The sequence below is a fragment of the Neolewinella sp. genome (genome assembly GCF_965214665.1).
GTDB lineage: Bacteria > Bacteroidota > Bacteroidia > Chitinophagales > Saprospiraceae > Neolewinella.
Genome location: NZ_OZ243970.1, coordinates 307,501 through 333,956 on the forward strand (window position 1 = coordinate 307,501; position 26,456 = coordinate 333,956).

A 26,456-nucleotide genomic window follows, 5' to 3' on the forward strand; every position below is an offset into this window, starting at 1 on the left:
CCGTGAACCTTTACTACAGCTTCACATTGCGTTAGGGTATACGATGTGTAGGATAGGTGGGAGACTGTGAAGCGGGCACGCCAGTGTCTGTGGAGTCGTCCTTGAAATACCACCCTTCGTATACTTTGACGCTAACTCTCGCGAAACGAGAGGACCGTGTGTGGTGGGTAGTTTGACTGGGGTGGTCGCCTCCTAAAGCGTAACGGAGGCTCGCAAAGGTACCCTCAGCCTGGTTGGTAATCAGGCGAAGAGCGTATAAGTATAAGGGTGCTTGACTGCGAGACTGACAAGTCGAACAGGTGCGAAAGCAGGCTTAAGTGATCCGGTGGTTCCGCATGGAAGGGCCATCGCTCAAAGGATAAAAGGTACTCCGGGGATAACAGGCTGATCTCCCCCAAGAGCTCACATCGACGGGGAGGTTTGGCACCTCGATGTCGGCTCGTCACATCCTGGGGCTGAAGAAGGTCCCAAGGGTTGGGCTGTTCGCCCATTAAAGTGGCACGCGAGCTGGGTTCAGAACGTCGCAAGACAGTTCGGTCTCTATCTATTGCGGGCGTAGGAATATTGCGGAGCGCTGTTTCCAGTACGAGAGGACCGGAATGGACGTACCGCTAGTGTACCGGTTGTGGCGCCAGCTGCAGTGCCGGGTAGCTATGTACGGCAGGGATAAGCGCTGAAAGCATCTAAGCGCGAAGCCCACTCCAAGATGAGTATTCCCGGGGAGTGATCCCCGAAGGGTCGCAGCAGATGACTGCGTGGATAGGCTGTAGGTGGAAGTGCGGTAACGCATGGAGCCGAGCAGTACTAATCGCCCGACCGCTTCCTTTATTTTTCTTAGACGCGTAAGCGAATCGGTGTGACGTTAGGTCAGTCGCCGAGGACTTATGAGTAGTAAGTAAGGTATGTGGCAGCACGCTTGTGGAAAAGTCTGCCTACGTAGAGTAGGTAGCAGATGTAATTTGAGTAATCGGTCTACGGTTGAGTAGTAGATCGCAGGCACGAACGGCCGAACTACTAGGGTCGTGAAAAGGCCTGAAGCTCTCTTATCGAACTTGTTGATCGTTCATCAAAGGAACGGGCCGACTCTGAGCTAGCCCTCTCTTCTGTACCGTAAGGTGGGGGAGAGCTGGAAGGAGTGGTCACGAAGACTTTGGTGGCTACAGCGGGCAGGATCACCTCTTACCATTCCGAACAGAGAAGTTAAGCTGCCCAGCGCCGATGGTACTTGGACTGGATCCCGGGAGAGTAGGTCGCCGCCAATTTTTATGGGAAGCCTCCCCGCTACGCTAGCGGGGGGGCTTCCGTCGTTTGGGGCAGGGGCGGCGGCTGCCGCCGACTCTACCACCCAAGTCTACAACCCCAGTAATACGGTTGACGTTAAAAGTTTGACATTCGTCGAGAAGCGACTCATCAGCTCCTCCGAATGCCGTACTTTTAATCCAAACTACGTCCCATGCTCCTCCTCACCGCCCTTGCCCTCACCCTCTGGTTCTGGCGTCGGAACCTGCGCGATGCCTCCCTCTGGATGGTGCTTACTTATGCCGGAGTCGCTCTGATCGCCTGGACGGACTTCAGCGCCGTCTCCGTAGCCGGCGGTAGCGCGTTCCCGAAGATCCTGAAGGACTTCATTATGCTCGGCATGGTCGGTTTCGTGCAGGCCATGGCCGTCAAGAAGCAGATTTCCGTGTGGATGGCCGTAGTCCTCATCTTCGGTATGTTCGCCGCGGTACACTACCTCGATGAATTGATCAATACGGAGGATAACCCGGCATCCCAGCAAATCACAACCCAGCTATCTGCTATCGATGATAGCTACCTGGTGGAACTAGCCGAGGGGGCATCGGAAGATGAGCTCCTCAACTTTGTCATTAACCAGCAGCTAACCGCCGAGCGGGCTTTTTTCCCCGACGCTGCTTCGGAGACCCACCTGGACAATTATTACGTAGTCAGCAACCCCACCGGAGATATCAATCTACAGAGAGAACTCGACCGGCTTGGCACCGTAGTCTACACCGAGCCCAACGAGACCATTAGCCTGGAACCCTTTATCGAAGCGGAGGAACTGGTGACCGCCTCCGGTAAGCGTTCCTCCTTGAGTATCAATGACCCCCTTACCAGTGAGCAGTGGGCGATGGAGGTACTGGATATGGATGACTACTACCGCCTCCTGCAGGAACAAACCCCCAAGAAAAAAGCAAAGGTGGTCATCCTTGATACCGGCGTAGATGGACAGCATGAGGATCTCGACGACAATTATTTCTCTATCGAGTCACAGTACGACGACGACCCCCACGGCCACGGTACCCACTGCGCCGGAGTTGCAGCCGGCGTCACCAACAACGGACTCGGCATCGGCAGCCTGGCCGGTACCAATGACGAGAGCCCCTTCGTAGAGGTAAGCTCCGTGAAGGTGCTCAACGCCGGTGGTATGGGGACGCAAAAAACCATTATCGCCGGCATCATCGAGGCTACCGATGAGGGTGCCGACGTGATCTCCCTCAGCCTCGGCGGAAGGAGTAACCCCAGTAGTCAGCGCGCCTACAGTGCTGCCGTCGAGTATGCCCACCGCAATGGAGCAATCGTAGTAGCGGCTGCCGGCAATAGCAATCGCGACGCCATAGACTACGCCCCCGCTAACGCTAAGGGCATGATCACGGTAGCCGCTGTCGATCAGCTGCTGCTTCGTGCCCCCTTCAGCAACCGTACCGATAAGATTGCCATGGCTATTGCCGCCCCCGGAGTAGGAATCTATAGTACCGTACCCGGCAACGGCTACAAGAGCTACAGCGGCACCAGTATGGCATGTCCGTTTGTCGCCGGGCTGCTTGGCGTGATGAAGTCGCTGGACCCCTCCCTGGATTACAAGCAGGCCTACCGCATCATTAATCGTACCGGCCGCGAATCCTCCGAAACCCGCATCACCGGCCGCATCGTACAGCCCGCCGCTGCGCTGGCCGCCGTCCTGCGTTAACCTCCTATACTACTACTACGCGCGCGTGGACTTACAACTCACCGGGAAGGTCTATGCGGTAGGTGGTGCCAGTGGAGGCCTGGGTCGGGCCATCGCTGAGTGCCTGATCCGCGAAGGAGCTACGATCGTCGGTATCGCGCGTAGTAGGGACAAACTAGCCACGCTGGCCGAGACTCATGGGGATTATTTCATTGCCCATCCCGCCGATCTAAGTGACGGTACCGCCATCCGCAAACTAGGAGAGAAGTTAATCGACTTAGACGTAGACGGCTGTGTATTTAACTCTGGAGGTCCACCCACGGGGACCATCGGGGAGCTCAATATGGAGCAGTGGGATACTGCCTACGCCAGCACCCTACGTTGGAAGATTCAGCTCACGAAGGCTCTACTGCCTACCTTTCGCCAGCGGGGTGGAGGAAGCCTGCTGTACATCGAAAGTGTATCGATCAAGCAGCCCATCGATAACCTCGTACTGAGCAACTCGTTTCGCGCCGCCGTAGCCGGCTTCGTCAAGACGCTAACGCGGGAAGAGGGCAGTAACGGCATCCGTGCTAACATCCTGGCACCGGGTTACCACGCCACGGAGCGCATTACGACCGTCCTCCAAAAAGCTGCCGAACTTCAGCAGCTACCCATCGAAGCGGTCGAGCAAAGTTTCTTAGCGGAGGTACCCCTCGGCAAACTCGGTCAGCCGGAGCACTTCGCCGCGATGGCTGCCTTCCTACTCTCTCCGGCCGCGCAGTTCATTACCGGACAAACGATCAACGTCGACGGCGGCATGACGCGCTTCCTCACCGGCTAGTCCGCCCGGCCCATGCGCCGGTCCACCCAGCGCATGAAGGGGTTTACGCTCAGGCCGTGTAGGAAGATAGATACCAGCATAGTAAAGTTAACGATCGACCATACCCCGTCGATGGAGGGAAACGCCTCGCTGTTGTGAGCGTAGGCTAGGTAGTACAACGAGCCCACCCCCCGGATGCCGAAGTAGCTGATGGCCAGCTTTTCCACCCACGGTAGACTGGAGGGTAGGAAGCTAAGCAACCCAGCTGCCGGCCGGATCACTATGATCAGCGCGATGCCTACCAGGGCACCGTTCAGCGTTAGATCGTAGAGCCCCCCGGTAGCAATGATGCCGCCGAACGCAATCAAGAATATACCCAGTACGGCTTGCTCCACCTGCTCGGCCGCCTCATAGCTCTCCAATTGATCGGCCTTCGTTTCCTCTATGTCCAGGTCCTTATCGGCGGAGCGGCGGCTGACTACTGCGGCGACGAACACCGCCAGAAAGCCATACCCCTCTACCAACTCTGTCAGTGCGTAGGTGAGCAGGGTAGCGGCCAGAATGAAGAAGCCCGCTTCGATCTCCGTATCGCGCACCTCCGACATTTTCTGTTTAAACCTATAAAATATCCAGGCCAAACCCCGACCGATCAGGTAGCCCATAAGTGTCCCCATCCCGATACGGTACCCAAAATCCCACCAGGCCCACTCCAGTAGGGTCGCTCTCACATTGGTCGCATCCACCAGTGCGATAGCCAGGTACACAAAGGGGAAAGCCAGTCCGTCATTGAGCCCCGCCTCTAGCGTTAGACCGAAGCGTACATCGTCCTCCGGCACGTCCTCATTCGGGGGGCCTACCTGTACGTTAGCGGCCAGGACGGGGTCGGTAGGTGCCAGCACCGCTCCGAGCAGGACGGCGCTGGCCGGGGCTAGCCCCACCCACCACCAGCCCAGAAAAGCCACTGCCGCAATCGTCAGTGGCATCGCTATACCGAGCATAAAGAGGCCCGAGCTCCAGTTTTTCAGCGAGGGGTCGCGGTCGAGCTTCAGGCCCGTAGCAGCCAGACTGACGATGACGATGAACTCCGTGATGTACTCCATCAGCTGCCGGTCCAGCCGGGCATCCTCGGGGTTCATCAGTGGCAGGTCCAGCGGTAGGTTAAAGATGGCGAAGCCGAAGGCGACGTAGATGATCGGCAGGCTCACGAGCTTGTCCCGGATTAGGCCCGGAATGATAAAGGTGCCCAGTAGGGCGGTGCCGGCCAGCAGCAGGAGAAGGATGTGGGTACTCAAGTAGTAAGTTGGGGTTTGTCTACCAACCCGAACCCAAAAGCCGGGGTTCGGTTACGCTTCACTACTAATACCGCACCCGCGGCCCCGCCCCATGCACTGCCAGCGCCACCTTTTTCCCCTTCGTGATGATGAGGTCTACCTCAACGGGGCTAGCCGCTCCCCCCAACTGCACGCCGGTGCCGATGCCGCCCGCCAGGCCCTGCAGTGGAGGGAGGAAAATAGCGGCATGCCCATCGAGGCCTTCTTCGAACCCGTACAGCAACTCAAGGCCTCCTTCGCCCAGCTTATCCACGGTAGGGAACCCGACCGCGTAGCGCTCATCCCCGCCGCCAGCTACGGCATTGCTACGGTAGCCAAAAACTTAGCCCTTACCCGCGGCCAGGAATTCCTCGTGGTACAGGACCAATTTCCCAGCAACTACTACGCCTGGCACCGGCTATGCGCGGCCGCAGGTGCAACGCTGAGGACGGTGCCCCGACCCACCGAGGGCTCCGGCGAATCCTGGACGGACCGCGTACTGGAGGCCATCACCCCCCGCACCGCCGCGGTGGCTATTGCGCAGGTGCATTGGGCCGACGGTACCATCTTCGACCTGCTCGCCCTCCGCCGCAGAACCGATGAGGTGGGTGCCTGGCTCGTCATCGACGGGACGCAGTCCATCGGGGCGCTGCCCTTCGATGTAGAACGGATCAGGCCGGACGCGCTAATAGCGGGGGGCTACAAGTGGCTGCTGGGCCCCTACGGGACCGGCTACGCCTGGTACGGTCCCCGAATGGATGACGGCATCCCACTGGAGGAGAACTGGATCAACCGGGCCGACAGCCACGAATTCTACCGGCTGGCGGACTACCGGCACGACTACCGGCCCCTGGCCGCGCGCTACTCCGTGGGGCAGCATAGTAACTTCATCGGTATACCCATGCAGCAGGCTGCCCTCGATCAGCTCAATGAATGGACGCCGGAGGGCGTGCAGGCCTACACCGCCACGCTCTGGGAACCGGTCGTCGGGGAGCTACGCGCCCTGGGCATTGAATTTAACGAGGAGCGCGCGCACCATCTGGTGGGGCTGCGGCTGCCCGCTCACCTGCCGCTGGAGCGGGTCAACCAGGCCCTGGTGGACCGAAACATATCGGTGAGCTACCGGGGGGACTCCGTGCGGGTATCACCCAATGTATACAACCGCGCGGAGGAGCTCCAACAACTTGTGGAGGCGCTCACTCAAATTTAAAACTGTAGCTCAGACTGACAATGGGCGCTCCGAAGATGGTGAGCTGGTAGCTGGCCAGTGGGCTATTACCGAACACCTCCGCATCCCGGCCGGTGGAGCGGGGTTGGTAGTAGATGTTGTAGGCGTTCTTGCGGCCGTAGAGGTTGTAGAAGGTGACCGTCCAGTCGCCGACCCAGCGTTTCTTTTTCATCTTGGCGTTATGAATGGTCCAACTGAAATCGAGGCGATGGTACAGGGGCAGCCGGGCGTTGTTGCGCTCCAGAAAGATGGGGGCCGAAAGGTTGTCGGTCTGGATGTAGCCGTTGGGAATGCTGTACGGGCGGTTGCTCTGTACCACCAGGTTGAAGCTCAGGCGGTGGGTGCGGCCGTCGTCGAGGGTGAAGCTGGTATTGACCGTGTGCGGCTGATCGAAGTAGCCCGGGTAGTACTCGCCCTGGTTAATGGAGCTGCGCGCCGAGGGACCGATCACCCGGTTGAAAGCACGGGCGTAGGTGTAGTTGACCTGTCCGGTGAGGCTGCCCTGGGTTTTTTTGACGCTTAGCTCCGCCCCGTAGGCCTTGCCCTCACCCTGAATCAGGTCGGTCTCTACGGTGGGATTAAGGAAGAACTCAGCGCCTGGCTTGTACTCGAGCAGGCGGTCAATGGCACGGTAGTACCCCTCCAGGCTCAGCTCTAGTCCGTTGTTGCCGAGCAGCTGGTACACCCCGGCGCTGTAGAGCTGGCTGAGTTGGGGCAGCACGTTGTTGTCCGCCACCTTCCAGCGGCTACTCGGCAGGGGGGTAGTGGAGTTGAACACGTTCTGGAGGTACTGGCGATTGAGCGCATAGGCTGCCTTGATGCTGGTGCGATCGGCCACCTGGAGGCTTAGGCCCAGTCGCGGCTCGAAACCGCCGTAGGTGGCCAGGGTGCCGGCGTCGGTAGCTTCGCTATCAGTGATGGAGCTTGGCGTACGCTCCGTGCCCTCGGCGTAGGTGCGCACCGTACCTGGACCCAACTGTGCATAGCGTGTATACCGGAGCCCGGCGGAAATAGTAAATGCGGGGGTAGCTTTCCACTCGTCTTCCAGGTAGCCGCTTAACTCCAGGGCCTGCTCGTCTTCCAAGTCGACGGCTACGGCCTGGGGGGAGCTGCCGGGGTCGAGTCGTCCGGGCTCCAGTTCGTAGCGGAGTACCTGCACCCCTCCGGACAGCTGGTGGTTGGAGGCCGTACGGTGGTCTATTCCAAGTTGTCCGCTGAGGTAGCGGATGCGGGAATCGTAGCGGATCGTATTGTCGCGGTCGAGCTCCGGAAAAATGACGGAGGGCCGGTGGTCGCTACGGACTAATCGCAGCTGTACGCTCGTCGTCTCGTTGAGCAGTCGTAGCCAGTCCAGCGTACCATTGAGTGTGCTGTAGTCGTACTGATTGGTACTGGCCTCGATCCCCGCAAAGCCGTTGATCAGATCGATCTGGTAGAAGTCGCGGCTGTAGAAGCCGGAGAAGGTGAAGATGTTACGTTCATTGGTGGTGTAACGCACCTTGAGGGTGCCATCACCGAATTTACTCCGGGTGTTTTTCAGCCGCTCGAAGAAAGTGAAGACGAAGTCGTTGAGTCCTATCCGCCCTGAGGCCAGGACCCGGAGGCGCTTATCCCGGGTCACGGGCGTTTCCATGCTCAGTCGACTCGAAACCAAGCCGATGCCCCCCTGCAGTTTAAATTTATCGCTGGTGGGGTTGCGGGTACGTACGTCGACTACCGAGGCCACGCGCCCCCCGAAACGGGCCGGGATGTTAGCCCGGTAGAGATCGACGCTACCCACGGCATCTGGCGTAAAGACCGAAAATAGCCCGAAGAGGTGGGTGGGGGTAAATACCGGGGCACCGTCCTGCAGCACCAGGTTCTGATCGATGGTGCCGCCGCGTATGCTGAGTCCGTTGCTGGCCTCGCCGGCGGAATTGACCCCACTCACGAGCTGCAGCCCCCGGAAGACATCCACCTCCCCCAGGGCCACGGGGAGGAATTCAATTTCCTTAATGCTCAGTCGCTCTACCCCCATTAGCGGCGTTTCGAGGCGGGCGCTGGCATCGTCGCTACTCACGGTCACCGTTTCTAGCGTTTCGGCGACTGGGTTGAGCAGTACGTCGATTTGCCGATCAGCCGTAATGGTAAGCTGTAGCCGCACCGGATCGTACCCCACCGAGGAGGCCAGCACCGTAGCCCGACCGGCGGGGATGGTGAAGGTGTACTGGCCGCTCTCGTCGGTCATTCCGCCCTGGGGACTATTTAGCAGCTGCACATTGACGTAGGGCACGGCCCGCTCCGTTTCCGCATCCGTGACACGCACCACTACTTGGTACTGCTGTGCCGCGAGTGCACTGAATGCGAATAGAAAACAGAGGGGCAGCAGGCGAAGCGGCATGAGTAGAAGCTAGTTGGGCCAACCCTCCGGTTGCTCGGAGGTGAAATTTGGCCCGCTACAGGGGGCACTGGGTGGCGAGGGGACGAGGGGTTCGTACCGCGGTACGCGCGGCGCACGCAGGGGGGTGCCGGGTACCGTATCCCGCCCCCAGTACAGCCGCTGCGAACTGACGGCGGCGGCGGCTACGTAACCCAGCACATTGGTCTGTATGGGGCTCCGGTCGCGTAGGTTGCCATAGAGGGGGGCGGGTAGGGGAGCGTTGAGTCCGCCGCCGCCTTCCGTGAGCTGCCGCAATTGGCGCAGGTATTCCAGAGCGGCCGGTGAGATCGCGGACACCTCGACTTCGGCGAGGATACCACCCGAACCGGTGAAAACGAGCTGACCGGCCGGTACTCCGCGCAGGGGGCCTCCACCGTCAGTCAGGACGTCGGAAAGGATGGAGATGGCCGTACTCCGGCCGATACTCCAGCATACCCGGTCGCAGGCGTAGTCGTAATAGTCTACATCCGTCCGTTGCACGCAGCTTCCGCTCCGGTATACGCCGCCGAAGCAGGTCTTGCAGATCACCGTACGCTCCCACGTTCGGTAGGTGAATTGGTAGAAGTTATCCTCCCCGGGCGGATCGTCGAGATCGACCAGCAGGGTGAAGGCGGGCACGAAGCGCTCGAGCTCGATGTCGTAGTAAGCCTCTTGCTCGAAGCGGTAGCGGAGGTCGATCAGGGGTACGGCCGGTAGGATGACTTCGGGGGTAGATTCGACAACCTCGCCCTCGTCAGTGCTGATACGAAGAAAGTAGCTGCGGCCGGTGAGGGGCAGAAAGTCCGCCGGCGGACGGTACACGCCCGCTTCTTGCTGTGCCACCCAGGCAACTTCGGTACCCGCCTGCTCGTCGACACTCACTACCCGGGCGCCCTCGATGGGACTGAGCCGAAAGTTGCCGAACTGTATGCCGCTGCGGCTCACCTTCACCTCGCTTCGGCCGGGCGCGCTGACGATGCGGCCATCTACGAGAAGAAAATCGTTCGTGTAGTCGTACTCCGGTACGGCGGGGTCGGTGCAGCTAAGGAGGAGAAGCGCCAGGAGGCTACAGACAGTAAGGGGAGCGGTATACCAAGGCATGCTGCCGAAAGGTACGCCAGCGGCAACGAAAAGCCCCTCCGCCTAGGTGGCGAAGGGGCGAAACTTAAAGTCGATCATGCAAAAAATTCTTAGTCGAGCCGGAGGCTCGGGGTGTGGCTGGGTACATCCGGGGAAGAAACGGTGACGAAGTACTCTCCGGCGGGTAGATTTTCCAGGCTGTAGGCTCGCTGCACGGTAGTGCTCTCGGGTAGCCGATCGGTGATGACGGCCCTGCCGGCGGAGTCGGCTAGCCGGATCCGGGTGCTACTGCCCGAGGTGTTGAGGTAGTTGATGGTCAGTAGCTTGTCGTGCAGGTCCACCTGGGGGTAAAAGCTACGGGTAGCTAGGGCGGGATCGGCCGTGATGCCCCCAGCGTTGATGGTGAAGGGCTGGACGGTCTTACCCTGCACGTCGGTCACCTCTACGTAGTACGTACCGGAGGGCAGTTTGCTGAGCACGAACCGACCGTTGAGGTATTCGCCGGGATTCAGTTTGGTGGTATGAAGCACCAAACCGTTGGCATCCTTAAGCTGTACCTTGGTGGCCTGGTCGACGGCCAGCGTCGTACGCAGCGTTAAGGTGTGAGAAGTGGGGTCGGTCTGTACGACCAGGTCAATGGGGTTAATGGAAGCAGATGCCGTGGTGACGGCAAGAAGGAATAACAGACTAGAGAGAACAGTTTTCATGGTTTAAGTATTAGGGGTGATCAATCGTTGCACTTTCGACTGGCGCTGTCCCGATAGCTATCGGGACTTTCGCGCCCATGATCAACTCCTTGCACTGCAAAGATCAGGCGAATCTTCGCTGCCCCCCGCGCATATTTTGGTGAGCGTCACGCATATTTTGATGTTCCTACCGTTAATCCGGAAGATCCGCCCACCCGCGGCTAATTGATGCGTACTCGGAGGAATAACTATACTCCCACGTCGAACGTTTTCCCACCAGAAGCGCCCTTTATGGACCCGATCACGCAACCCATACGTGAGCAGGTGACGCCGGCCCCCGGCACGTCCTTTCTCGTTAAGCATTACCCCCAGCCCCAGCTGCGGGTTAATAAACTCCCCAAGTGGCACTACCACCCGGAGCTGGAACTCGTATATGTGCGCGGGGGCCACGGTCGGCGGCACGTGGGTAGCCACATCAGTCACTACCAGGACGGCGCGCTGATCCTACTGGGCTCCAACCTGCCCCACCTGGGCTTCACCGACCGGCTAACGCAGAATGAAAAGGAAACCGTGGTGCAGTTTGCCCCCAGCTTTCCGAATCCCGAGTTTCTGGAGCTCCCCGAGATGCGGCGGGTGCGCGAGCTGATGTACCGGGCCCGCAATGGACTGAGCTTCGATGGTACCACAAGAACCGTACAGGGTAACCGCCTGGAACGACTGATCGATCTGCCCCCCCTGGGCCGACTCCTACTGCTAGTGGATATTCTCAACGAGCTATCTGATAGTACGGAATGCGAAGACCTCAATGCCGAAGGCTTTCACCTCCAGGTAGAAACCCACGGCTACGAACGCTTCAATCAGGTACAGGAATTCATCGGGCAGAACTTCGACCGCGACATCTCCCTCGATGAGATTGCCGGGGTGGCCGCCATGACGGTGCCGGCCTTCTGCCGCTACTTCAAAAAAACGACGGGCAGGACCTTCATTACCTATCTGAATGACTTTCGCATCGTGTACGCCTGCAAACTGCTCGCCGACGACCACACGACGATCCAGAATGTGGCCTTCGATAGCGGGTTTAATTCCGTGAGTCAGTTCAACCGCGCCTTCAAAAAGCATAGCGGTAAGACGGCCTCAGAATATCGCAGTGCCTTCAAGTTGACGGTGTCCGGACGGGTGCCCGAGTAAGCCCTCCACCGCATGACCTTTGCCGACCTCAATCTTTCAACGCCATTGCTCAATGCCCTGGGTAACCTCGGACTTGAGCAGCCCACCCCCATCCAGGAGCGGGCCTTCTCGGTCATCATGTCGGGCCGCGACGTGGTGGGGATTGCCCAGACCGGTACGGGGAAGACGCTGGCCTACCTGCTGCCGCTCCTGCGCCTCTGGAAATTTCGTAAGGACCCCTACCCGCAGGTACTCATCATCGTACCGACCCGCGAGCTCGTCGTTCAGGTTGTGGAGGAGGTAGAGAAGCTCACCGCCTACATGAGCGTCGTGGCCGTGGGGGTATACGGTGGAGTCAACCTCAAGGTCAATGCGGCGGCCGTAGAGCAGGGCTGTGACGTGGTGGTAGGTACTCCGGGCCGGTTGTACGACCTTATCGTCACCGGTAGTCTTAAATTCCGGGCGCTCAAACAGCTGGTGATCGACGAGGTGGACGAGCTGCTCGAGCTTGGGTTCCTCCCCCAGCTCACCAAGATTTTCGACCTACTGCCCGAGCGGCGGCAGAACCTATTATTCTCGGCCACCATGACTCCGGAGGTGGAGGCCATTATCGCCGATACCTTCAACTTTCCGGAAACGATCGAGGCTGCCCCCACCGGCACCCCGCTGGAAAACATCGAGCAGCGCAGCTACCGCGTGCCCAACTTCAATACGAAGGTCAATCTGCTGCGCCACCTGCTCGGCAATGCCGAGACTTACCACCGCGTCCTGGTCTTCGCCCCCGGCAAGCGGTACGCCGATCTCCTGCTGGAGCAGCTCGAGGCCGACTTTCCCGATCAGCTCGGCGTGATCCACGGCAACAAGAGCCAGAATTACCGCTTCCGTAGCCTGGAACGGTTTCAGGCCGGCGAGCACCGCGTGCTGCTGGCTACCGATCTGGTCAGCCGCGGGCTAGATCTGAGCGAGGTGAGCCACGTCATCAACTTCGATACCCCCGAGCTGCCCGAAAACTATATGCACCGCATCGGTCGCACCGGCCGCGCCGACCGGGAGGGCATCGCCATCACCTTCACCACGCCCAATGAAGAAACCCACCTGGCCACCATCGAAGCACTGATGGACCGTAGGGTACCGGTCCTCCCACTACCCCCTGAAGTCGAGGTTTCCACCGAGCTCATTCCGGAAGAACTGCCGCAGCCCGACCAGCCCATTGTGGAGACCAAGATCGAGGTCAGCGAAAAGGGGGCCTTCCACGAGAAAAAGGAGAGCAATAAAAAGCGGCCCATGACGCGGCAGGAGCTGCAGGCGTACCGGAGCCGGAAGAAGCAGCGGGGGCGGAAGAAGCGGAAGTGATATTATGGGGCTAAATGAATCCGCACCCGCACCGACTTACTAATCGGACAGTTACTCCCCCGCGCCGTCACCCCGCTAGGCACCAGCACGTTCGCCTCCGGGAAGTAGGTAGCGATGCAGCCCCGCGGAATGGAGTAGGGCACTAATTGAAAGGTACGGGCCCACCGCTTCTGCCCGTCATACTCGCTCACCAGATCAACTACTGCACCCGCGACCCCGCCTAATTCAGTGAGATCCTGGGGATGGATAAAGACCACCCGCCGTTCATTATGCACCCCCCGGTAGCGGTCGTGCATGCCGTATACTGTGGTATTGTACTGATCGTGACTGCGCACCGTGGTCATCAGAAACTCACCCGGTTCGAGGGTGTGCGGATTCAGCTCGGTAGTCGAAAACTGTGCCCGTCCGTTCGAGGTGTCAAAGCGGCGCTCCCGCGGCCCGTTCGGTAGGTAGAAGCCTCCCGGCTGCCGCACCCGCTCAGTGTAGTCTTCGAAGCCGGGGATGCAGGTAGCGATGGCTTCCCGAATTAGGTCGTAGTCCTGGCAGTAGGCTGCCCAGGGTACGGTAGTCGCCGCCGGTGCTAGCGTAGCCTGGGCCAGTTCGCAGACAATCGCGCACTCGCTCTTCAGGTCCATATCGTCCACCTCCAGGACGCCCTTGCTGAGCTGCACCACGCCCATACTGTTCTCGCAACTTACGAATTGCTCGCCCGTTGCCTGTAGATCCCGCTCGGTGCGCCCGAAACACGGCAGGATCAGCGCCTCGCGCCCGTGCACGAGGTGCGAGCGATTGAGCTTGGTGGACACGTGTACGGTGAGGTCACAGTTGCGTAGGCCCCGGGCGGTCAGCTCGGTATCCGGGGTGGCGCTCACGAAGTTACCCCCCATCCCCATGAAGAATTTCACCCGGCCTTCCGCCATGGCGTGCATCGCCCTGACCACGTCGTACCCCTCTTCGGTGGGCGGTTCGAAGGCGTAGTGCTCGCGTAGCGCGGCGGCCAGCTCGGGCTTGAGTTTATCCCATATGCCTACCGTCCGGTCGCCCTGCACGTTGCTGTGGCCGCGCACCGGACAGATGCCCGCTCCGACCTTACCGATGCTGCCCTTTGCCAGCAGTAGATTGACCAGTTCTTTAATCGTGTCGACGCTGTTCTCGTGCTGCGTCAGCCCCATCGCGTAGCAAATGATGATACGCTCGGAGGCGTGGATCATCCCGGCGGCCTCGTACACCGCCCCGGCGGCTATACCGGTATTCGCGATGCATTCCTCCAGATCGGTAGCGGCAAGTTGAGCGGCCAGGGCGGGGTAGCCGGAGGTGTATTCGGTAATAAATTCCTGATCGAAATACCGGCCTGGTGCACCCTGCTCCTTATTGAATAAAATCGTGAGCCAGGCGCGTAGCAGCGACTGATCCTCGTTAATTTTGATCTGCAAAAACAGGTCGCTTAGTTCCGTTCCCCCGCTCACCAGTTTAAGTGGCCGCTGGGGATTCACGAAATCCATTAGCCCCACCTCGGGCAGCGGATTGACGCTGATCATCTTTCCCCCGTTCTCCTTCATCTTTTCCAGGGCCGACAACATACGGGGGTGGTTCGTCCCTGGATTTTGGCCCATACAGATGATCAGGTCCGCCTGGTGAATATCCTCCAAAGTCACGCTCCCCTTGCCCAGACCGAGCACTTCGGTCAGGGCCTTGCTGGTGCTCTCGTGGCACATATTAGAGCAGTCGGGCAGGTTATTCGTCCCGTATTGCCGCGCGAATAATTGATACAGAAAAGCGGCCTCGTTGCTGGTCCGTCCGGAGGTATAGAATACCGCCTCGTTGGCGTCCATTTGTTGCAGCTTACGTCCCATCAGCGCGAAGGCTTCTTCCCAGGTAATCGGGGTGTAATGCCGGGCGGCGGGGCGCAGGTGTATAGGGGTGGCGAGGCGTCCGCTCTTACCTAGCGCGTAGTCCGTCCACTGCCCCAGCTCGTCCACGCTGTGTTCGGCAAAAAACTCCGTTCCGATGCGGCGCTTTGTAGCCTCCTCGGCGATGGCCTTAACCCCGTTTTCGCAGTACTCCGCCAGGGGGGTGCGGTGGCCATCGGGGTCGGGCCAGGCACAGCCCGGGCAGTCGAAGCCCCCCTTCTGGTTGAGCTTGCTCAGGGTCTCGAGCCCTTCGCCCACGTGCATGTATTCGGTCACGTGCTGGAGCGAGTAGCGCAGGGCGGGCAGGCCGGCGGCGCGGCGGCTGGGTGCCTTAAGCTCCAGGTCGGTGAGGCGGGCGGGGGTGAGTTCGTTGGGCATGGGGCAGGGCGGGAGGTAGGGTGTACAAGGTACGGTTTACGGAAGCTTACCCCAAAGGTCGAGCGGCCTCCGGCCCGAGCAGAGCCGTGCTTCACATTATGTGTGCTCGGGCCGGAGGCCACTCGACCTTGGAGCGTGGTGTAATACTAAGTAATACGCTCAGGATGGGTATAGCAATTAAATCCCCCCGCTCGCACGAAGCCACAGAGGGTGATGCCCTGATCCTCGGCCAGCTCCACCGCAAGGCTTGACGGAGCGCCTACACTAGCTACGAAGGGGATACCCGCCATTGCCGCTTTCTGAAGCAACTCAAAACTGGCCCGGCCACTGAGCACTAGGATATATTCGTGTAATGGCAGAAAGTTCATGGTGTAATAATGACCGATCAGCTTATCCACCGCATTGTGCCGCCCCACATCCTCGGCGTGCTGTAGTAAGACGCCGGAGCGATCGAATAGGCCCGCCGCGTGGATACCCCCCGTTGTTGCAAACAGTTCCTGCGCAGCCCGCAGCCGGTCGGGTAGTGTAGGAAGTACCTCAGCCGGTACGGACCACGTGGCCGGTACCTGGGCAAAGGGCACGGTACTGTAGACCATCTCTAGCGAGGTCTTGCCGCACACTCCGCAGCTGCTCGAGGTGTACGAATGGCGTTCGATACGGCGGAGAGAGAGGGGGAGATGCTCGGGCCACGGCAGGCTCACCTTATTCGTTTGCACCTGCGCTCCGCCGCCGCCTACCCGATGGCCCGGGGGAAGTAGCCCCTCGGTAAACAGAAAGCCAATCGCCAGATCGAGATCGCGGCCCGGCGTACGCATCGTGATGGCTACCGGATGGGTGCGTCCCTGATGGATGAGCTGTATTTCCAGCGGTTCTTCCTCCGCTACGGTATCGGCGACCTGCCGCTTCGTCGTGGCTGTGAACCTAAGTGTTCGCAGCGGTTTACTACCCCGGGACGAATGCTGCATTTGTGTGTGAGTATCTTTGCCCCAAGTTAGAGCCTATGCCAACCGACAAGTTACAACGCGCCCTGGCGACGGCCGCGGCGCACTGCCGCAGCCAGTATCCCGAACTGAGCGACGCCGATGAGCGGGCAGCCTACGCCGCCTACCGAACGCATTTCGCTCAGCGTGAGGACGAGCCGCCCACCTCCGACCGGCCGGCCATGGATGATCTTCTGCTGACCCTTTGGGACGTGATTGTGGACCGGGAGGAACATGGCCTGGACGAGCCCGATGGAAACCTAGAGGACTACTACGCCGCCGCTTTTTCCGCCCTGCTTGCACCCGTCAAACCTGAGGAGCAGCCTAAGGAGCAGGACGAGGCCCCCATCGCGATGAGCGATCCCCCGGAGCAACAGCCCGATACGCCGGCACCGGTCATTAAGGACGATCATCTGGTCGACGTAGTTGAATCAGAGGATCACCAGGGGCAGATATTTACCGTGCGCATCAGTCTGGACGGAAGCAACCCCGAGATATGGCGTCGCGTGCTTATTCCCGCCGACGTGCCCCAGACCGAGCTCAGCTATATCATCCAGGCCGCCATGGGCTGGCGGGGTACGGATCAGTTTCAGTTCCTGCCGCCCCAGGAGCGGGAGCTGCCCACCAGCGGAGAGCCCCGGCTGCGCGACCTGCTTCCGGAAGTAGGTGACGACTGCGGCTACGAATTCGACCGGGGCGCCACCTGGTACCATCACCTTACCCTGGAGGAAATGGGTCACGCAGAAGGCAGACGGCACTATCCCGTCTGTACCGCCGGCCAGCGTGCCTGCCCACCCGAGGACGTAGGTAGCCTGCGTGAGTACGAGGAGATGATCAAAAAAATGAAGGACCCCACCAACGACGAGTACCGCGAAATGGCTGGCTGGCTCACCCAGGATTTTAATCCCGACGCCTTCAATATCGAGCAGGCCAATCTGAGGCTAAGCCGCCACGGACAGGTCGGCTTTCAGGCTGTCGTGTAGATTGGGTTTGTAGTCCGGCCGGGGAAGTGCTTATCTTCATCCCCGATCAACGACTACCCGTATGCGCTTTCTGACCACTTTCCTTCTGCTCCTGAGCGGCCTGGCCCTGACGGCCCAGGAAATCGACACCGCACTTTACTCCTCCCTGCAGTTCCGTAGCATCGGTCCCTACCGCGGCGGCCGCTCGGCAACTGTGACTGGTGTAGCCAATAAGCCCAACCTCTACTACTTCGGCGGAGCCGGCGGCGGCGTCTGGCAGACCAAGGACGGCGGGCAGACCTGGACCAATATCTCCGACGGCTACTTCGGTGGCAGCATCGGGTCGGTCACCGTCTCCGAGAGCGACAACAACGTCATCTACGTAGGCGGCGGCGAAGAGACCGTACGCGGCAACGTCAGTTACGGCTCCGGCATGTGGAAGTCGATCGACGGCGGTAAGACGTGGCAGCAGATCGGTCTGGAAAATGGCCGGCACATCGCGCGCGTCCGCGTCCATCCCCGTGACCCAAATCTAGTCTACGCAGCCGTCATGGGCGATCTGTACAAAGACACCGAGGAGCGGGGCGTCTACCGCAGCACGGATGGGGGCACTACCTGGGAGCGCGTCCTGTTTGCGGGCGCGGCCGCAGGTGCAGTGGACCTGAGCATGGACCCGTCTAATCCCCGCGTCCTATTCGCCAGCACCTGGCGTATCCGACGTACCCCCTACAGCCTGGAGAGCGGCGGAGAGGGTAGCGGGCTCTGGAAAAGCACCGACGGCGGCGACAACTGGACGGAGATCACCAGCAACAAGGGCCTCCCTAAGGGCATCTGGGGCATCAACGGCGTTGCCGTAAGTCCGGTAGATGCTAACCGGGTCTACGCCATCATCGAAAACGAAAAAGCCGGCGGGGTCTACGTCAGTGACGATGCTGGTGAGACCTGGTCGGCCCGTAGCGACGACCGCGCCCTGCGCCAGCGCGCCTGGTACTACACCCGCATCTACGCCGACCCCCAGGACATCGACGGGGTCTATGTGATGAACGTACAGTACCACCACAGCACTGACGGCGGTCGCACCTTCGAGGCCAGCAACGCCCCCCACGGGGATCACCACGATCTCTGGATTGCCCCGGAGGACAACGCGCGTATGATCATCGCCGACGACGGCGGGGCACAGGTGACCTTCGACCAGGGGGAGAACTGGAGTACCTACCACAACCAGCCGACCGCCCAGTTCTACCGGGTGGTGACCGACAACAGCTTCCCCTACCGGATCTACGGTGCGCAGCAGGACAACTCCACGGTCCGCATTCGCCACCGCACCGACGGCGGTACCATCGGCGAGTCCGACTGGGAAGAAACCGCCGGGGGTGAGTCGGCCCACATTGCCCCCGATCCCAACAATCCCGATATCGTCTACGGCGGCAGCTACGGCGGCTTCCTTACCCGCTATGACCATAGCACCAATCAGGTCCGCGCCATCAACGTCTGGCCCGATAATCCCATGGGCTACGGCGCCGAGGGCATGAAGTACCGTTTTCAGTGGAACTTCCCCATCTTCTTTAGCCCCAACGACCCGGAGGTGCTCTACACCACCAGTCAGCACGTGCACCGGTCCACCGACGAGGGGGAGACCTGGGAGATCATCAGCCCCGACCTGACGCGTAACGAGACCGATAAACTACAGAGCAGCGGTGGACCCATCACACAGGACAACACCGGTGTCGAGTACTACGCTACGATCTTTGCCGCCACCGAAAGCAACAAGGAGCCCGGGGTACTCTGGACCGGTAGCGATGACGGGCTCATCCACGTCACCCGCGACAATGGAGAAACCTGGACGGATGTCACCCCCGCCGACGCCCCGACGTACATCATGTGGAATAGTCTGGACGTAGACCAGCGGGGCACGGGTGGCGTATACGCCGCCGGCACGGCCTACAAGCTAGGTGACTACACGCCCTATCTGTACCATAGCAGCGACTACGGCAAGACCTGGCGGCGTATCGACGCCGGGATCGACCGTGAGCACTTTACCCGCGTGGTACGGCAGTATCCCGGTAACCCGGAAGTGCTGTTTGCCGGTACGGAAAGCGGCCTATACATCAGTATGAACGACGGCAACTCCTGGCGCAAGTTTCAGCAAAATATGCCCATCGTGCCGGTGACCGACCTGACCGTCAAGGATGATGATCTCATCGTCGCCACGCAGGGACGTAGCTTCTGGATCATGGATGATCTAACCCCGCTACAGCAGCTCGGCACGGTAGCGAAGAATGCCGATTTCCACCTCTTTAAGCCCGCCGACGCCTGGCGTATGGGAGGTAGTAGCCGCAGCAGTCGGACCGAAGGCCAGAACCACCCCGGCGGCGTAAACTTCCACCTTTACCTGAGCGAGGAAACGGCCAAGGACACTATGCCCATGCAACTGGCCATCCTACAGGATGGCGATACTATCCGCAGTTGGACCTCCACCGCCGAGGAGAAGGAGGACAAGCTCGAGCTAAAGGCCGGGGGGCAAACCGTGAACTGGGACTTGCAGTACCCCGACGGGGTCAAGGTGCCCGGTATGATCCTGTGGTGGGCCGGCTCCAGTGGTCCCATGGCATTACCGGGTGAGTACACCGTAGCCTTCAAGGTAGGCGAGCGGGAGCAAACCCAGCCCTTCACCATCAAGGCCGACCCCCGGGTGCAGGCCAGTGAGGAAGACCGCACCGCCCAGTTCGAATTCATGAAGGAGGTACAGGATAAGACGAGCGAGGCCCATCAGGTCATCCTCGATCTACGCAAGGTGCGCGATCAGATCAAGGACTTCCAGGAGCGGATCGACGACGAGGAACTCACCGACTACGGCAAGCAGCTCATCGACAGCCTCACCGCCATTGAGGAAACCCTCTACCAGACCAAGAACCGCAGTGGGCAGGACCCCCTGAACTACCCCATCCGGCTGACGAATAAGCTCGCCCACCTGAACAGCCTTACTGGCATCGGCACCTACCGCCCCACGGCGGCCGCCTACGCCGTCAAGGACGAGCTCACCGCCGCCATCGACGCTGAGCTGGCCAAGTACCGCCGCATCGTGGCCGAGCAGGTGCCTGAGTATAATCGCATGATCCTGGATCGGGAGGTGGAGGTGATTTCCGCCCCCACGGCCAAGAAAGTATCCCGCAAGTAGTAGTCATGGCTTAAGCCGCAGTACTCCACCGTATAGCCTGGAGTAGTGCCACTGAAGCCACCACTACGGCTTACTGCTTCACAAACGACTGAATCTGCGGGGTGAGTCCCTCACCCAGAATTCGTAGATAGTACGTAGCACGCGGTAGATTTGCCACATCTAGGTAGCTAACTCCTTTGTGGCTACTAGCAATGACCTGCCGCAGCACCACCCGGCCGTACAGGTCGAGTACCTGCGCTTCGGAGGCGGTGGCCGCACCACTTAGTACGAAGGCGAGCCGGTCGGTCACGGGGTTGGGGTAGAGCGAGAGACTGGGTGCAGTTGCTAATAGCTCCGGTTCATTGGCAGAAAAAGTCTTTGCGGCAAAGTTCCCGGTAGCGGACGATCCGCCACCACAGTTTGTAGCCTCTTTCCCTAATCCACTCGGCGCGCTAGCCTGCATACCGAGGTATAGCTTGTCGAGCTGGGTACCCGATTCGCGGGGTGCCACTCGAATGGTGTGCTGTCCGGGGGAGAGGGACAAATTTACTGGCTGACTATCGTCGTTCACCTCTCGCCAGCCAAAACCGTCCGTCAGTAACTGCGACCCATCGAGGCTTCGCCAAAATTTGATCCAGCTTCCATTGTCTACGCTGACCCAAAAGGAATTTTTACCGGTGGCTCCGGGGGCCGGGGTATCCATCCGAAAGTACAGCCGGTAGCTGCCGCCCTCCGTCAGATCGACGGTATAGGTGAGCAGCTCAGCGGAATTATTGCCCTCCGGTACGGGCTTATTCGCGTTGCCGGGGTAGACTAGGTAGGCTCCCTGGGAAGCACCGCTGTTCGTCACACGACTCCAGTTGCTGCCGGTGGTAGTGCACTCGGCTTCAGCCCAAAGTTCGGTAGTTGCACTTGGGGTCGGGGACTGGGACGACTGTCCGATCACTTCAAGGGCGGAAAGCTTGGGCTGATCGATACCTCCCGCGGCTGCTGAAGCGTCGAAAAAGAGGTCCACCGCCCCGTCCGATACCTGCACGGTGTACTCCTTGACCACTAGGGTCTGGGGTCCCACATCGGCGTTTATGTCATAGTTGTCGAGCACCTTACTGCCTTCGAGGGTGACATCGAATACCCGATTGCCCGTACCATTAGATCCGCCACCGTTCGCACCAAAGTAGATTTCGGCGAAGTGTAGCCGCACGGTATACTGGCCGTTGGGCACGGGTACGCGGTAGCAGTACTGGAAGGGCGCGTTGGAGCTCCGCTCAGTTTGGTAGAGCGCCGGTACGGCAGCGGCGGTATTGGTATAGCTCTTACCGCCGGTGAAATTGCCGTCGGCGGCGAACTGCTCACCCTGGTGGGTGAGTGCCGGCCCGCCGGCGTTGATGCGGATCGCCGTCACTGGCGTCGGATCGGGCTCAGGAGTTGGCGCACCGCAGTTGGTGGCTGCCTCCCCCATCCCACTCGGTCCTACCCCAGAATTAGTCAGGTAAAGTTTGTCGAGTTGGGTACCGTCTTCCCGGTAGGCAAAGTCGATCGTCACCTCACCGGCCGGTAATGCGAAGGGGCTACCGAGCACCTCGCGCCAGGCGAAGGCGGTACCTGTTTCGAGGTTCTGCCAGTACTTGATCCAGCCACCGCCGTTTACCCGGACCCAGAAGGAGTCGTCCTGTCCGCTTGGCGCTTTCAGCCGGGCAAAGAGTTGGTAGCTTCCACTGCTTTTGGTGGAGGTAATGAACCTCACGCGGTTAGCGGGCACGTCGGCCGGGGCGGAGTCGTAGGTGTTGTTACCGGCGGCAACGGTTACGTAGCTTGCACCGGAGGCCGCGTTGTCCTGCTTGGTCTGCCAAAGCGTGCCCACCGCAGCGCATTCGGCTTCTAAGTAGGTGCTTACCTGTTCGCCGCCGGGGGTGCCCGGTTGGTCTGCGCCGGTGACGGTCAGCTTGATGGTCAGAGTAGCGGCTTGGTAGCCCGCAGATGTTGCTGTGAGGGTGTAACTGTAGGTGCCATTTGCTAGTCCCGCTGACGAGGCCGTGACCTCAATTTCGGTAAACGATTCACGGGCGTAGCCATTAGTCCGATCAAGACTCAGCCAGCCCGGCAGTCCGTCGGTAGCGATACGAAAGGGAGCACCCTGCTCCCCGTTCAGGTTGGATAGAAGGACCTCGGTCTTTTTCTCCTGGGTACCGTTTAGCGCGATGCTCAGGGTGCCGGGGTTGAAGGCCAGGGCCGGTGAGCCGGCTGCGGTGTATTGTTTGACCCGCGTGGTTTTGATGGGCGTACCGGTACCCGGTGCACCGCCGTTTACCACGTACAGGTCGCCGCCATACACCCGAGCACCCGGAGCAAGCAGGGCAAGGGGTAGCGCCATACCGTCGATCACGGTCCACTTATTGGAAGCGGGATCGTACTCCCAGACGGTCTTGCCGTTCGTTTGTCCCCCGACGACCACGATTCTATCATTATGGACGAAGGTGCTGGGCTCGATGTGAGATTGTACCCCCGGCAGATCGGCCAGCCTGGTCCACTTGTCGGTGATCGGATCGTAAACGTGTAGCAATTTGTTGTTGACCCCGCCCCCACAGCCATCGTGGCCGTTCTGTCCGCCTACGGTGTATAACTTACCGCCGTACACGACCGTACCGAAGTGTACACGGGGCATCGGCATGGGGGAGCGCGTAGTGTAGTCCTGCCAGCCGGCAGCCGGTTGATCCAGATCGTACACCAGGTGAATGTTGACATCACAAGAAGCATTCTCGTCGAAGCCCCCCACGTAGTGGAGTTTGCGCCCTAGCCGGCCCAGTCCACCGCCGCCGCGCCGCAGGGGCAGACTAGGCCCCTTGCTCCAGCTGTTATTGGTGATGTCGTATATCCACACGGCATCGGTCACCGGTCCGGGGTTATCCCCTACGCGGCCACCGACCAACCACACCTTATCGTCGACTACGGCGACGCCCTGGTGGGTCACCGCGGTCGTTGCTCCGCCTACGGTAGGCATGGGCGCGAGGGACGTCCAGGTGTTCGTGGCTGGGTTGTACTTATCTACTGTGTTAGCAATCTTGATATTAGGCTTGAAGCCGGTAAACACATAGTACTCGCCGCCGTAGGTCACCAGTTGCGCCTCGGACTTTTCCAGGAGCGACTGATTGATAGTAGTCCAATTAGGATAATCGGTACCTCCTAGACCGTTGTACGAGAAGGCCTCCATGAATACCTCACCGGCAGTGATCTCGGTGCCGCCCTTTGTTTTGGAACCAGCAGCCAGGTACACTCCACCCTCGTAGACGATGGCCTGCGTGGCGTGCCGTTGTAGCACGAGGTCCTCGGCCCGTCGCCAGGTGCCCGTGGCCGGGTTAAGGACCTCGGTGACGGCAAGGGCCAGGTTGTTGGGCGGGTTATTCTCTACTTCTCCGCCAATTACTAGCAGCTCGTTGTTCAACACGGCCGTAGGGGCACCGGCGCGCGCGGTGGGTAAGGGCGCGGGAAGGGAAGCCCCACTGAGCCACTTTTCGGTGGTCAGGTCAAAAACGTCTACGGCCTTTTCGGTATCCGAAAACGTGCCGGCAGGGGCCCCAAACTTAGAGCGCCGCCCCCCGGCTACGTAGAGCTTATCACCGATCACCTCGGCAAAGAAGTGGTCACGCGCGTGGGGTGCATTCGGTAGTACCGTCCAGACATTGGTAGCTGGATCGTACTTATCCGTCCAGCTCACGTTAGCGGGCGTCGTACCGTCGGCTAGGAAAGCGCTGTGCCCGTTGCGGTTGCCGGCCACGATGTAAAACACATCATTGTAGAGCACCACCCCGCTGGAGCCGCGCCGTCGGTTAGCCGGTATCGTAGCGCCGGTGGTGAGCTTGTCCTGCTGCGGGTCGTAAATCAGCACGTTGGTGAGCGGGTTCTCAGCGGGGTAGCCCCCCGTAAGGGCTCCAAGTAGATAGATCTTACCCCCGTAGGCCTGCGCCTGAAAGTGGTGCACGTCATTTAGAAAGGTGCCGGTGTTGCTCCAAACTTTAGTGGCAGGATCGTACACCTGAATCCGTTTGTTGCCCCGCCCCCCCATAAGGTAGAACAGGTCGCCAACGCGGACGAACGCCGACTCGTGCCGTTTCTCCGGAGTGGAGCCCGTAGTGGCTACCTGCGTCCACTGTCCACTCTGCGCGCTCAGCGGCAGGCTCAGTAGTGCGGTGAAAAATAACAGACACAAAAAGCGTAGTGAGAGGACATAGGCGTCCCGAGTAGTGTGTGGTTGCATAGTGTTACATTGTGTTGTCTTAGGAGGCAAGGACCTACCTAAGCGGGGTGTGTTCTTTACAAAGATAGGATGCGGCTACACTTTGTGCACCACTCTTCCTGGCAATCACGGGGATAAGGGCCTACTAAGGCGTAATTAGCAGTATTTGCTACGTATTTAATCCGCTAATGCCTGATATACCAGCTGCTGCATCATCTCGAAGTGATAGCCGGAAAAAGGGGACCGTTGCGACATCAAGATGGCAATCATATCCTCCGCCGGGTCGATGAGGAAATAGGTACAGTACGCCCCACTCCAGTAGAATGCACCTGCGGACCCCGCCACATCCGCCGCCGCCGGGTCGGTGACCACCCCGAAGCCTAGCCCAAAGCCCTGCCCCCGCTCGCGCAACTCACCCACATGGTTCATCGTCATCAATTCCACAGTCTTGCGGCTCAGGTACCGCCGGCCGTCCAGCTCCCCCCCGTTGAGTAGCATCTGGCAAAACCGCAGGTAGTCTGCCGCGGTGGAGTACAGTCCGTGCGTACCGCCGTATACCGTATTGCCACTCGTTGGTAGCTGAAAACCCGCCAGCTGCACCACGTCCTCTACCATGCCGTGGTTGGCTACCACCCGCTGCGTCTGCTCCGCCGCTACGTTGTAGCCCGTATCCTCCATCCCCAGGGGGTCCAAGAGCCGCTGCTGCAAGAACTCCGCCGCCGTCATGCCGGAGAAGTGCTCGATCAGCCGCGCCAGTACGTCCGGTGACGCACTGTAGTACCACTGCGCGCCCGGCTGGCTGACCAGGGGCAGACTAGCCAGCGTACGCACCCGGTCTGCGATAGCGGCCTGCGGCTGGTAGTACATAGCCTGGGCGAAGGCATTGTCGAACGGCGTGCCCGCGAGCCCGTGACTGAAGCCCGCCGTATGCGTCAGGAGTTGCACGATGGTAACCTTGGAGTCCGCCGGGTCGGTGGCTACTTCCAGTCCCTCGTTTACGTTGCGCGCCACCCGCAGCTCACTAAACTCCGGCAGGTACTGGGCCACCCGGTCCCGCAACCGGAAGTGCCCCTCCTCGTACAGCATCATAAAGGCCACCGACACGATCGGCTTGGTCATGGACATGATGTGGTATACCTGGTTTTCCTCCAGGGCTGTGCCCGTTTCTACGGTGCTTGTTCCCAGGACCTCGTGGTAGCCCACCTCGCCGTTGCGGTAGATGATTGCCTCGGCCATTGGCAGGCGTCCATCCGAAATTTCGTTCTGTAGCCACGCGGTATACCGCGTAAGTCCAGCTTCTGAGAGTCCTGCCTTGTCCGCACTTTCTTGCGCGGCCGCAGGTGCAAACCAATAGATGAAGAACAGAAGGAATAGGCTAGGGCGCATCGGTCGGAGATTTGGGAGCTCGTCTCCAAGGTAATCCACACGACGCAAAAGCCCCGCCCGTCAGGAGACGGGCGGGGCCTTCGTACGTGGAAACCGTAAGGGCTAGTTGCTCGTACTATTCACGACCGCAGTAAAGGCCGTGGGGTGGTGCATAGCCAGATCGGCCAGTACTTTGCGGTTGAGTCCGACGCCGGCGGTGCTCAGACCGTGCATAAGCTTGGAGTAGGTCGTACCATTCTGGCGGGCGGCGGCATTGATGCGTGCGATCCACAGCCGGCGAAACACCCGCTTCTTGTTGCGGCGATCGCGGTAGGAGTAGCCCATACCCTTATCGACGGCATTCTTAGCTACGGTATAGACCTTGGAGCGGGCACCGAAGTATCCCTTGGCGGCCTTGAGGATGCGCTTGCGGCGCGCGCGGCTGGCTACCGCATTTACTGAACGTGGCATATTCGCTTGGTTTTAGTACAGCACGGAG

The 26,456-nt window shown here is 60.0% G+C and carries 16 protein-coding genes and 2 rRNA genes (1 of these 18 running past the window's edge); 9 read left to right on the top strand and 9 right to left on the bottom strand.

Features of this window, described 5'->3' with window-relative positions:
- The 4 genes from ACOOHD_RS01660 to ACOOHD_RS01675 all read left to right on the top strand — a co-directional run.
- Positions 1 to 828, top strand: a 23S ribosomal RNA gene (locus tag ACOOHD_RS01660) (it extends 2,073 nt beyond the left edge of the window).
- A gap of 321 nt (positions 829 to 1,149) precedes the next feature.
- A 5S ribosomal RNA gene (gene rrf, locus ACOOHD_RS01665) occupies positions 1,150 to 1,262 on the top strand.
- A 191-nt stretch (positions 1,263 to 1,453) separates the two neighbouring features.
- Positions 1,454 to 2,971: a S8 family peptidase gene (locus tag ACOOHD_RS01670; protein ID WP_420459826.1), complete on the top strand. Its 1,518-nt coding sequence runs from the start codon at positions 1,454 to 1,456 to the stop codon at positions 2,969 to 2,971.
- A gap of 25 nt (positions 2,972 to 2,996) precedes the next feature.
- On the top strand, positions 2,997 to 3,773 hold the full coding sequence (locus ACOOHD_RS01675) for an SDR family oxidoreductase (RefSeq protein ID WP_420459827.1): 777 nt from the start codon (positions 2,997 to 2,999) through the stop codon (positions 3,771 to 3,773).
- Here ACOOHD_RS01675 and ACOOHD_RS01680 read toward each other — a convergent pair.
- On the bottom strand, positions 3,770 to 5,044 hold the full coding sequence (locus tag ACOOHD_RS01680; protein ID WP_420459828.1) for a cation:proton antiporter: 1,275 nt from the start codon (positions 5,042 to 5,044) through the stop codon (positions 3,770 to 3,772). The two genes, ACOOHD_RS01675 and ACOOHD_RS01680, sit on opposite strands and share 4 nt — an antisense overlap.
- 91 nt (positions 5,045 to 5,135) lie before the next feature.
- On the opposite strand from ACOOHD_RS01680, the gene ACOOHD_RS01685 reads away from it, so the two are divergent.
- Positions 5,136 to 6,272 (top strand): aminotransferase class V-fold PLP-dependent enzyme, encoded by a 1,137-nt coding sequence (locus ACOOHD_RS01685; RefSeq protein WP_420459829.1) that lies wholly within the window; start codon positions 5,136 to 5,138, stop codon positions 6,270 to 6,272.
- On the opposite strand, the gene ACOOHD_RS01690 is transcribed toward ACOOHD_RS01685, so the two are convergent.
- From ACOOHD_RS01690 to ACOOHD_RS01700, 3 genes are all read right to left on the bottom strand, one after another.
- Positions 6,259 to 8,670, bottom strand: coding sequence for a TonB-dependent receptor (locus tag ACOOHD_RS01690; protein WP_420459830.1), 2,412 nt, complete (start codon positions 8,668 to 8,670; stop codon positions 6,259 to 6,261). The genes ACOOHD_RS01685 and ACOOHD_RS01690 overlap by 14 nt on opposite strands.
- 9 nt (positions 8,671 to 8,679) lie before the next feature.
- Positions 8,680 to 9,789: a DUF4249 domain-containing protein gene (locus ACOOHD_RS01695; protein WP_420459831.1), complete on the bottom strand. Its 1,110-nt coding sequence runs from the start codon at positions 9,787 to 9,789 to the stop codon at positions 8,680 to 8,682.
- A gap of 89 nt (positions 9,790 to 9,878) precedes the next feature.
- Positions 9,879 to 10,475, bottom strand: coding sequence for a hypothetical protein (locus ACOOHD_RS01700; protein WP_420459832.1), 597 nt, complete (start codon positions 10,473 to 10,475; stop codon positions 9,879 to 9,881).
- Between the two features lie 270 nt (positions 10,476 to 10,745).
- On the opposite strand from ACOOHD_RS01700, the gene ACOOHD_RS01705 reads away from it, so the two are divergent.
- Both ACOOHD_RS01705 and ACOOHD_RS01710 read left to right on the top strand, forming a co-directional pair.
- Entirely contained in the window at positions 10,746 to 11,642 is an 897-nt protein-coding gene (locus ACOOHD_RS01705) for a helix-turn-helix domain-containing protein (RefSeq protein WP_420459833.1), read from the top strand.
- Between the two features lie 12 nt (positions 11,643 to 11,654).
- Positions 11,655 to 12,974 carry a DEAD/DEAH box helicase gene (locus ACOOHD_RS01710; RefSeq protein WP_420459834.1) on the top strand — a complete coding sequence of 440 codons (1,320 nt, stop codon included), beginning with the start codon at positions 11,655 to 11,657 and terminating at the stop codon, positions 12,972 to 12,974.
- A gap of 2 nt (positions 12,975 to 12,976) precedes the next feature.
- On the opposite strand, the gene ACOOHD_RS01715 is transcribed toward ACOOHD_RS01710, so the two are convergent.
- A complete protein-coding gene (locus ACOOHD_RS01715) occupies positions 12,977 to 15,262 on the bottom strand; it encodes an FdhF/YdeP family oxidoreductase (RefSeq protein WP_420459835.1) in 2,286 nt (761 codons plus the stop codon).
- A 146-nt stretch (positions 15,263 to 15,408) separates the two neighbouring features.
- Positions 15,409 to 16,227: a formate dehydrogenase accessory sulfurtransferase FdhD gene (fdhD, locus tag ACOOHD_RS01720; protein WP_420459836.1), complete on the bottom strand. Its 819-nt coding sequence runs from the start codon at positions 16,225 to 16,227 to the stop codon at positions 15,409 to 15,411.
- 35 nt (positions 16,228 to 16,262) lie between these two features.
- Here fdhD and ACOOHD_RS01725 point away from each other — a divergent pair, with 35 nt between their 5' ends.
- Together ACOOHD_RS01725 and ACOOHD_RS01730 are read left to right on the top strand one after the other, a co-directional pair.
- Positions 16,263 to 17,225, top strand: coding sequence for a plasmid pRiA4b ORF-3 family protein (locus tag ACOOHD_RS01725; RefSeq protein WP_420459837.1), 963 nt, complete (start codon positions 16,263 to 16,265; stop codon positions 17,223 to 17,225).
- Positions 17,226 to 17,286: 61 nt separating this feature from the next.
- Positions 17,287 to 20,382, top strand: coding sequence for a WD40/YVTN/BNR-like repeat-containing protein (locus tag ACOOHD_RS01730; protein ID WP_420459838.1), 3,096 nt, complete (start codon positions 17,287 to 17,289; stop codon positions 20,380 to 20,382).
- Between the two features lie 70 nt (positions 20,383 to 20,452).
- On the opposite strand, the gene ACOOHD_RS01735 is transcribed toward ACOOHD_RS01730, so the two are convergent.
- From ACOOHD_RS01735 to rplT, 3 genes are all read right to left on the bottom strand, one after another.
- Complete coding sequence (locus ACOOHD_RS01735) at positions 20,453 to 24,613, bottom strand: Kelch repeat-containing protein (protein ID WP_420459839.1); 4,161 nt, start codon at positions 24,611 to 24,613, stop codon at positions 20,453 to 20,455.
- A gap of 156 nt (positions 24,614 to 24,769) precedes the next feature.
- On the bottom strand, positions 24,770 to 25,978 hold the full coding sequence (locus ACOOHD_RS01740; protein WP_420459840.1) for a serine hydrolase domain-containing protein: 1,209 nt from the start codon (positions 25,976 to 25,978) through the stop codon (positions 24,770 to 24,772).
- A gap of 102 nt (positions 25,979 to 26,080) precedes the next feature.
- Complete coding sequence (rplT, locus tag ACOOHD_RS01745; RefSeq protein ID WP_420459841.1) at positions 26,081 to 26,428, bottom strand: 50S ribosomal protein L20; 348 nt, start codon at positions 26,426 to 26,428, stop codon at positions 26,081 to 26,083.
- Between the last annotated feature and the right edge of the window lie 28 nt (positions 26,429 to 26,456).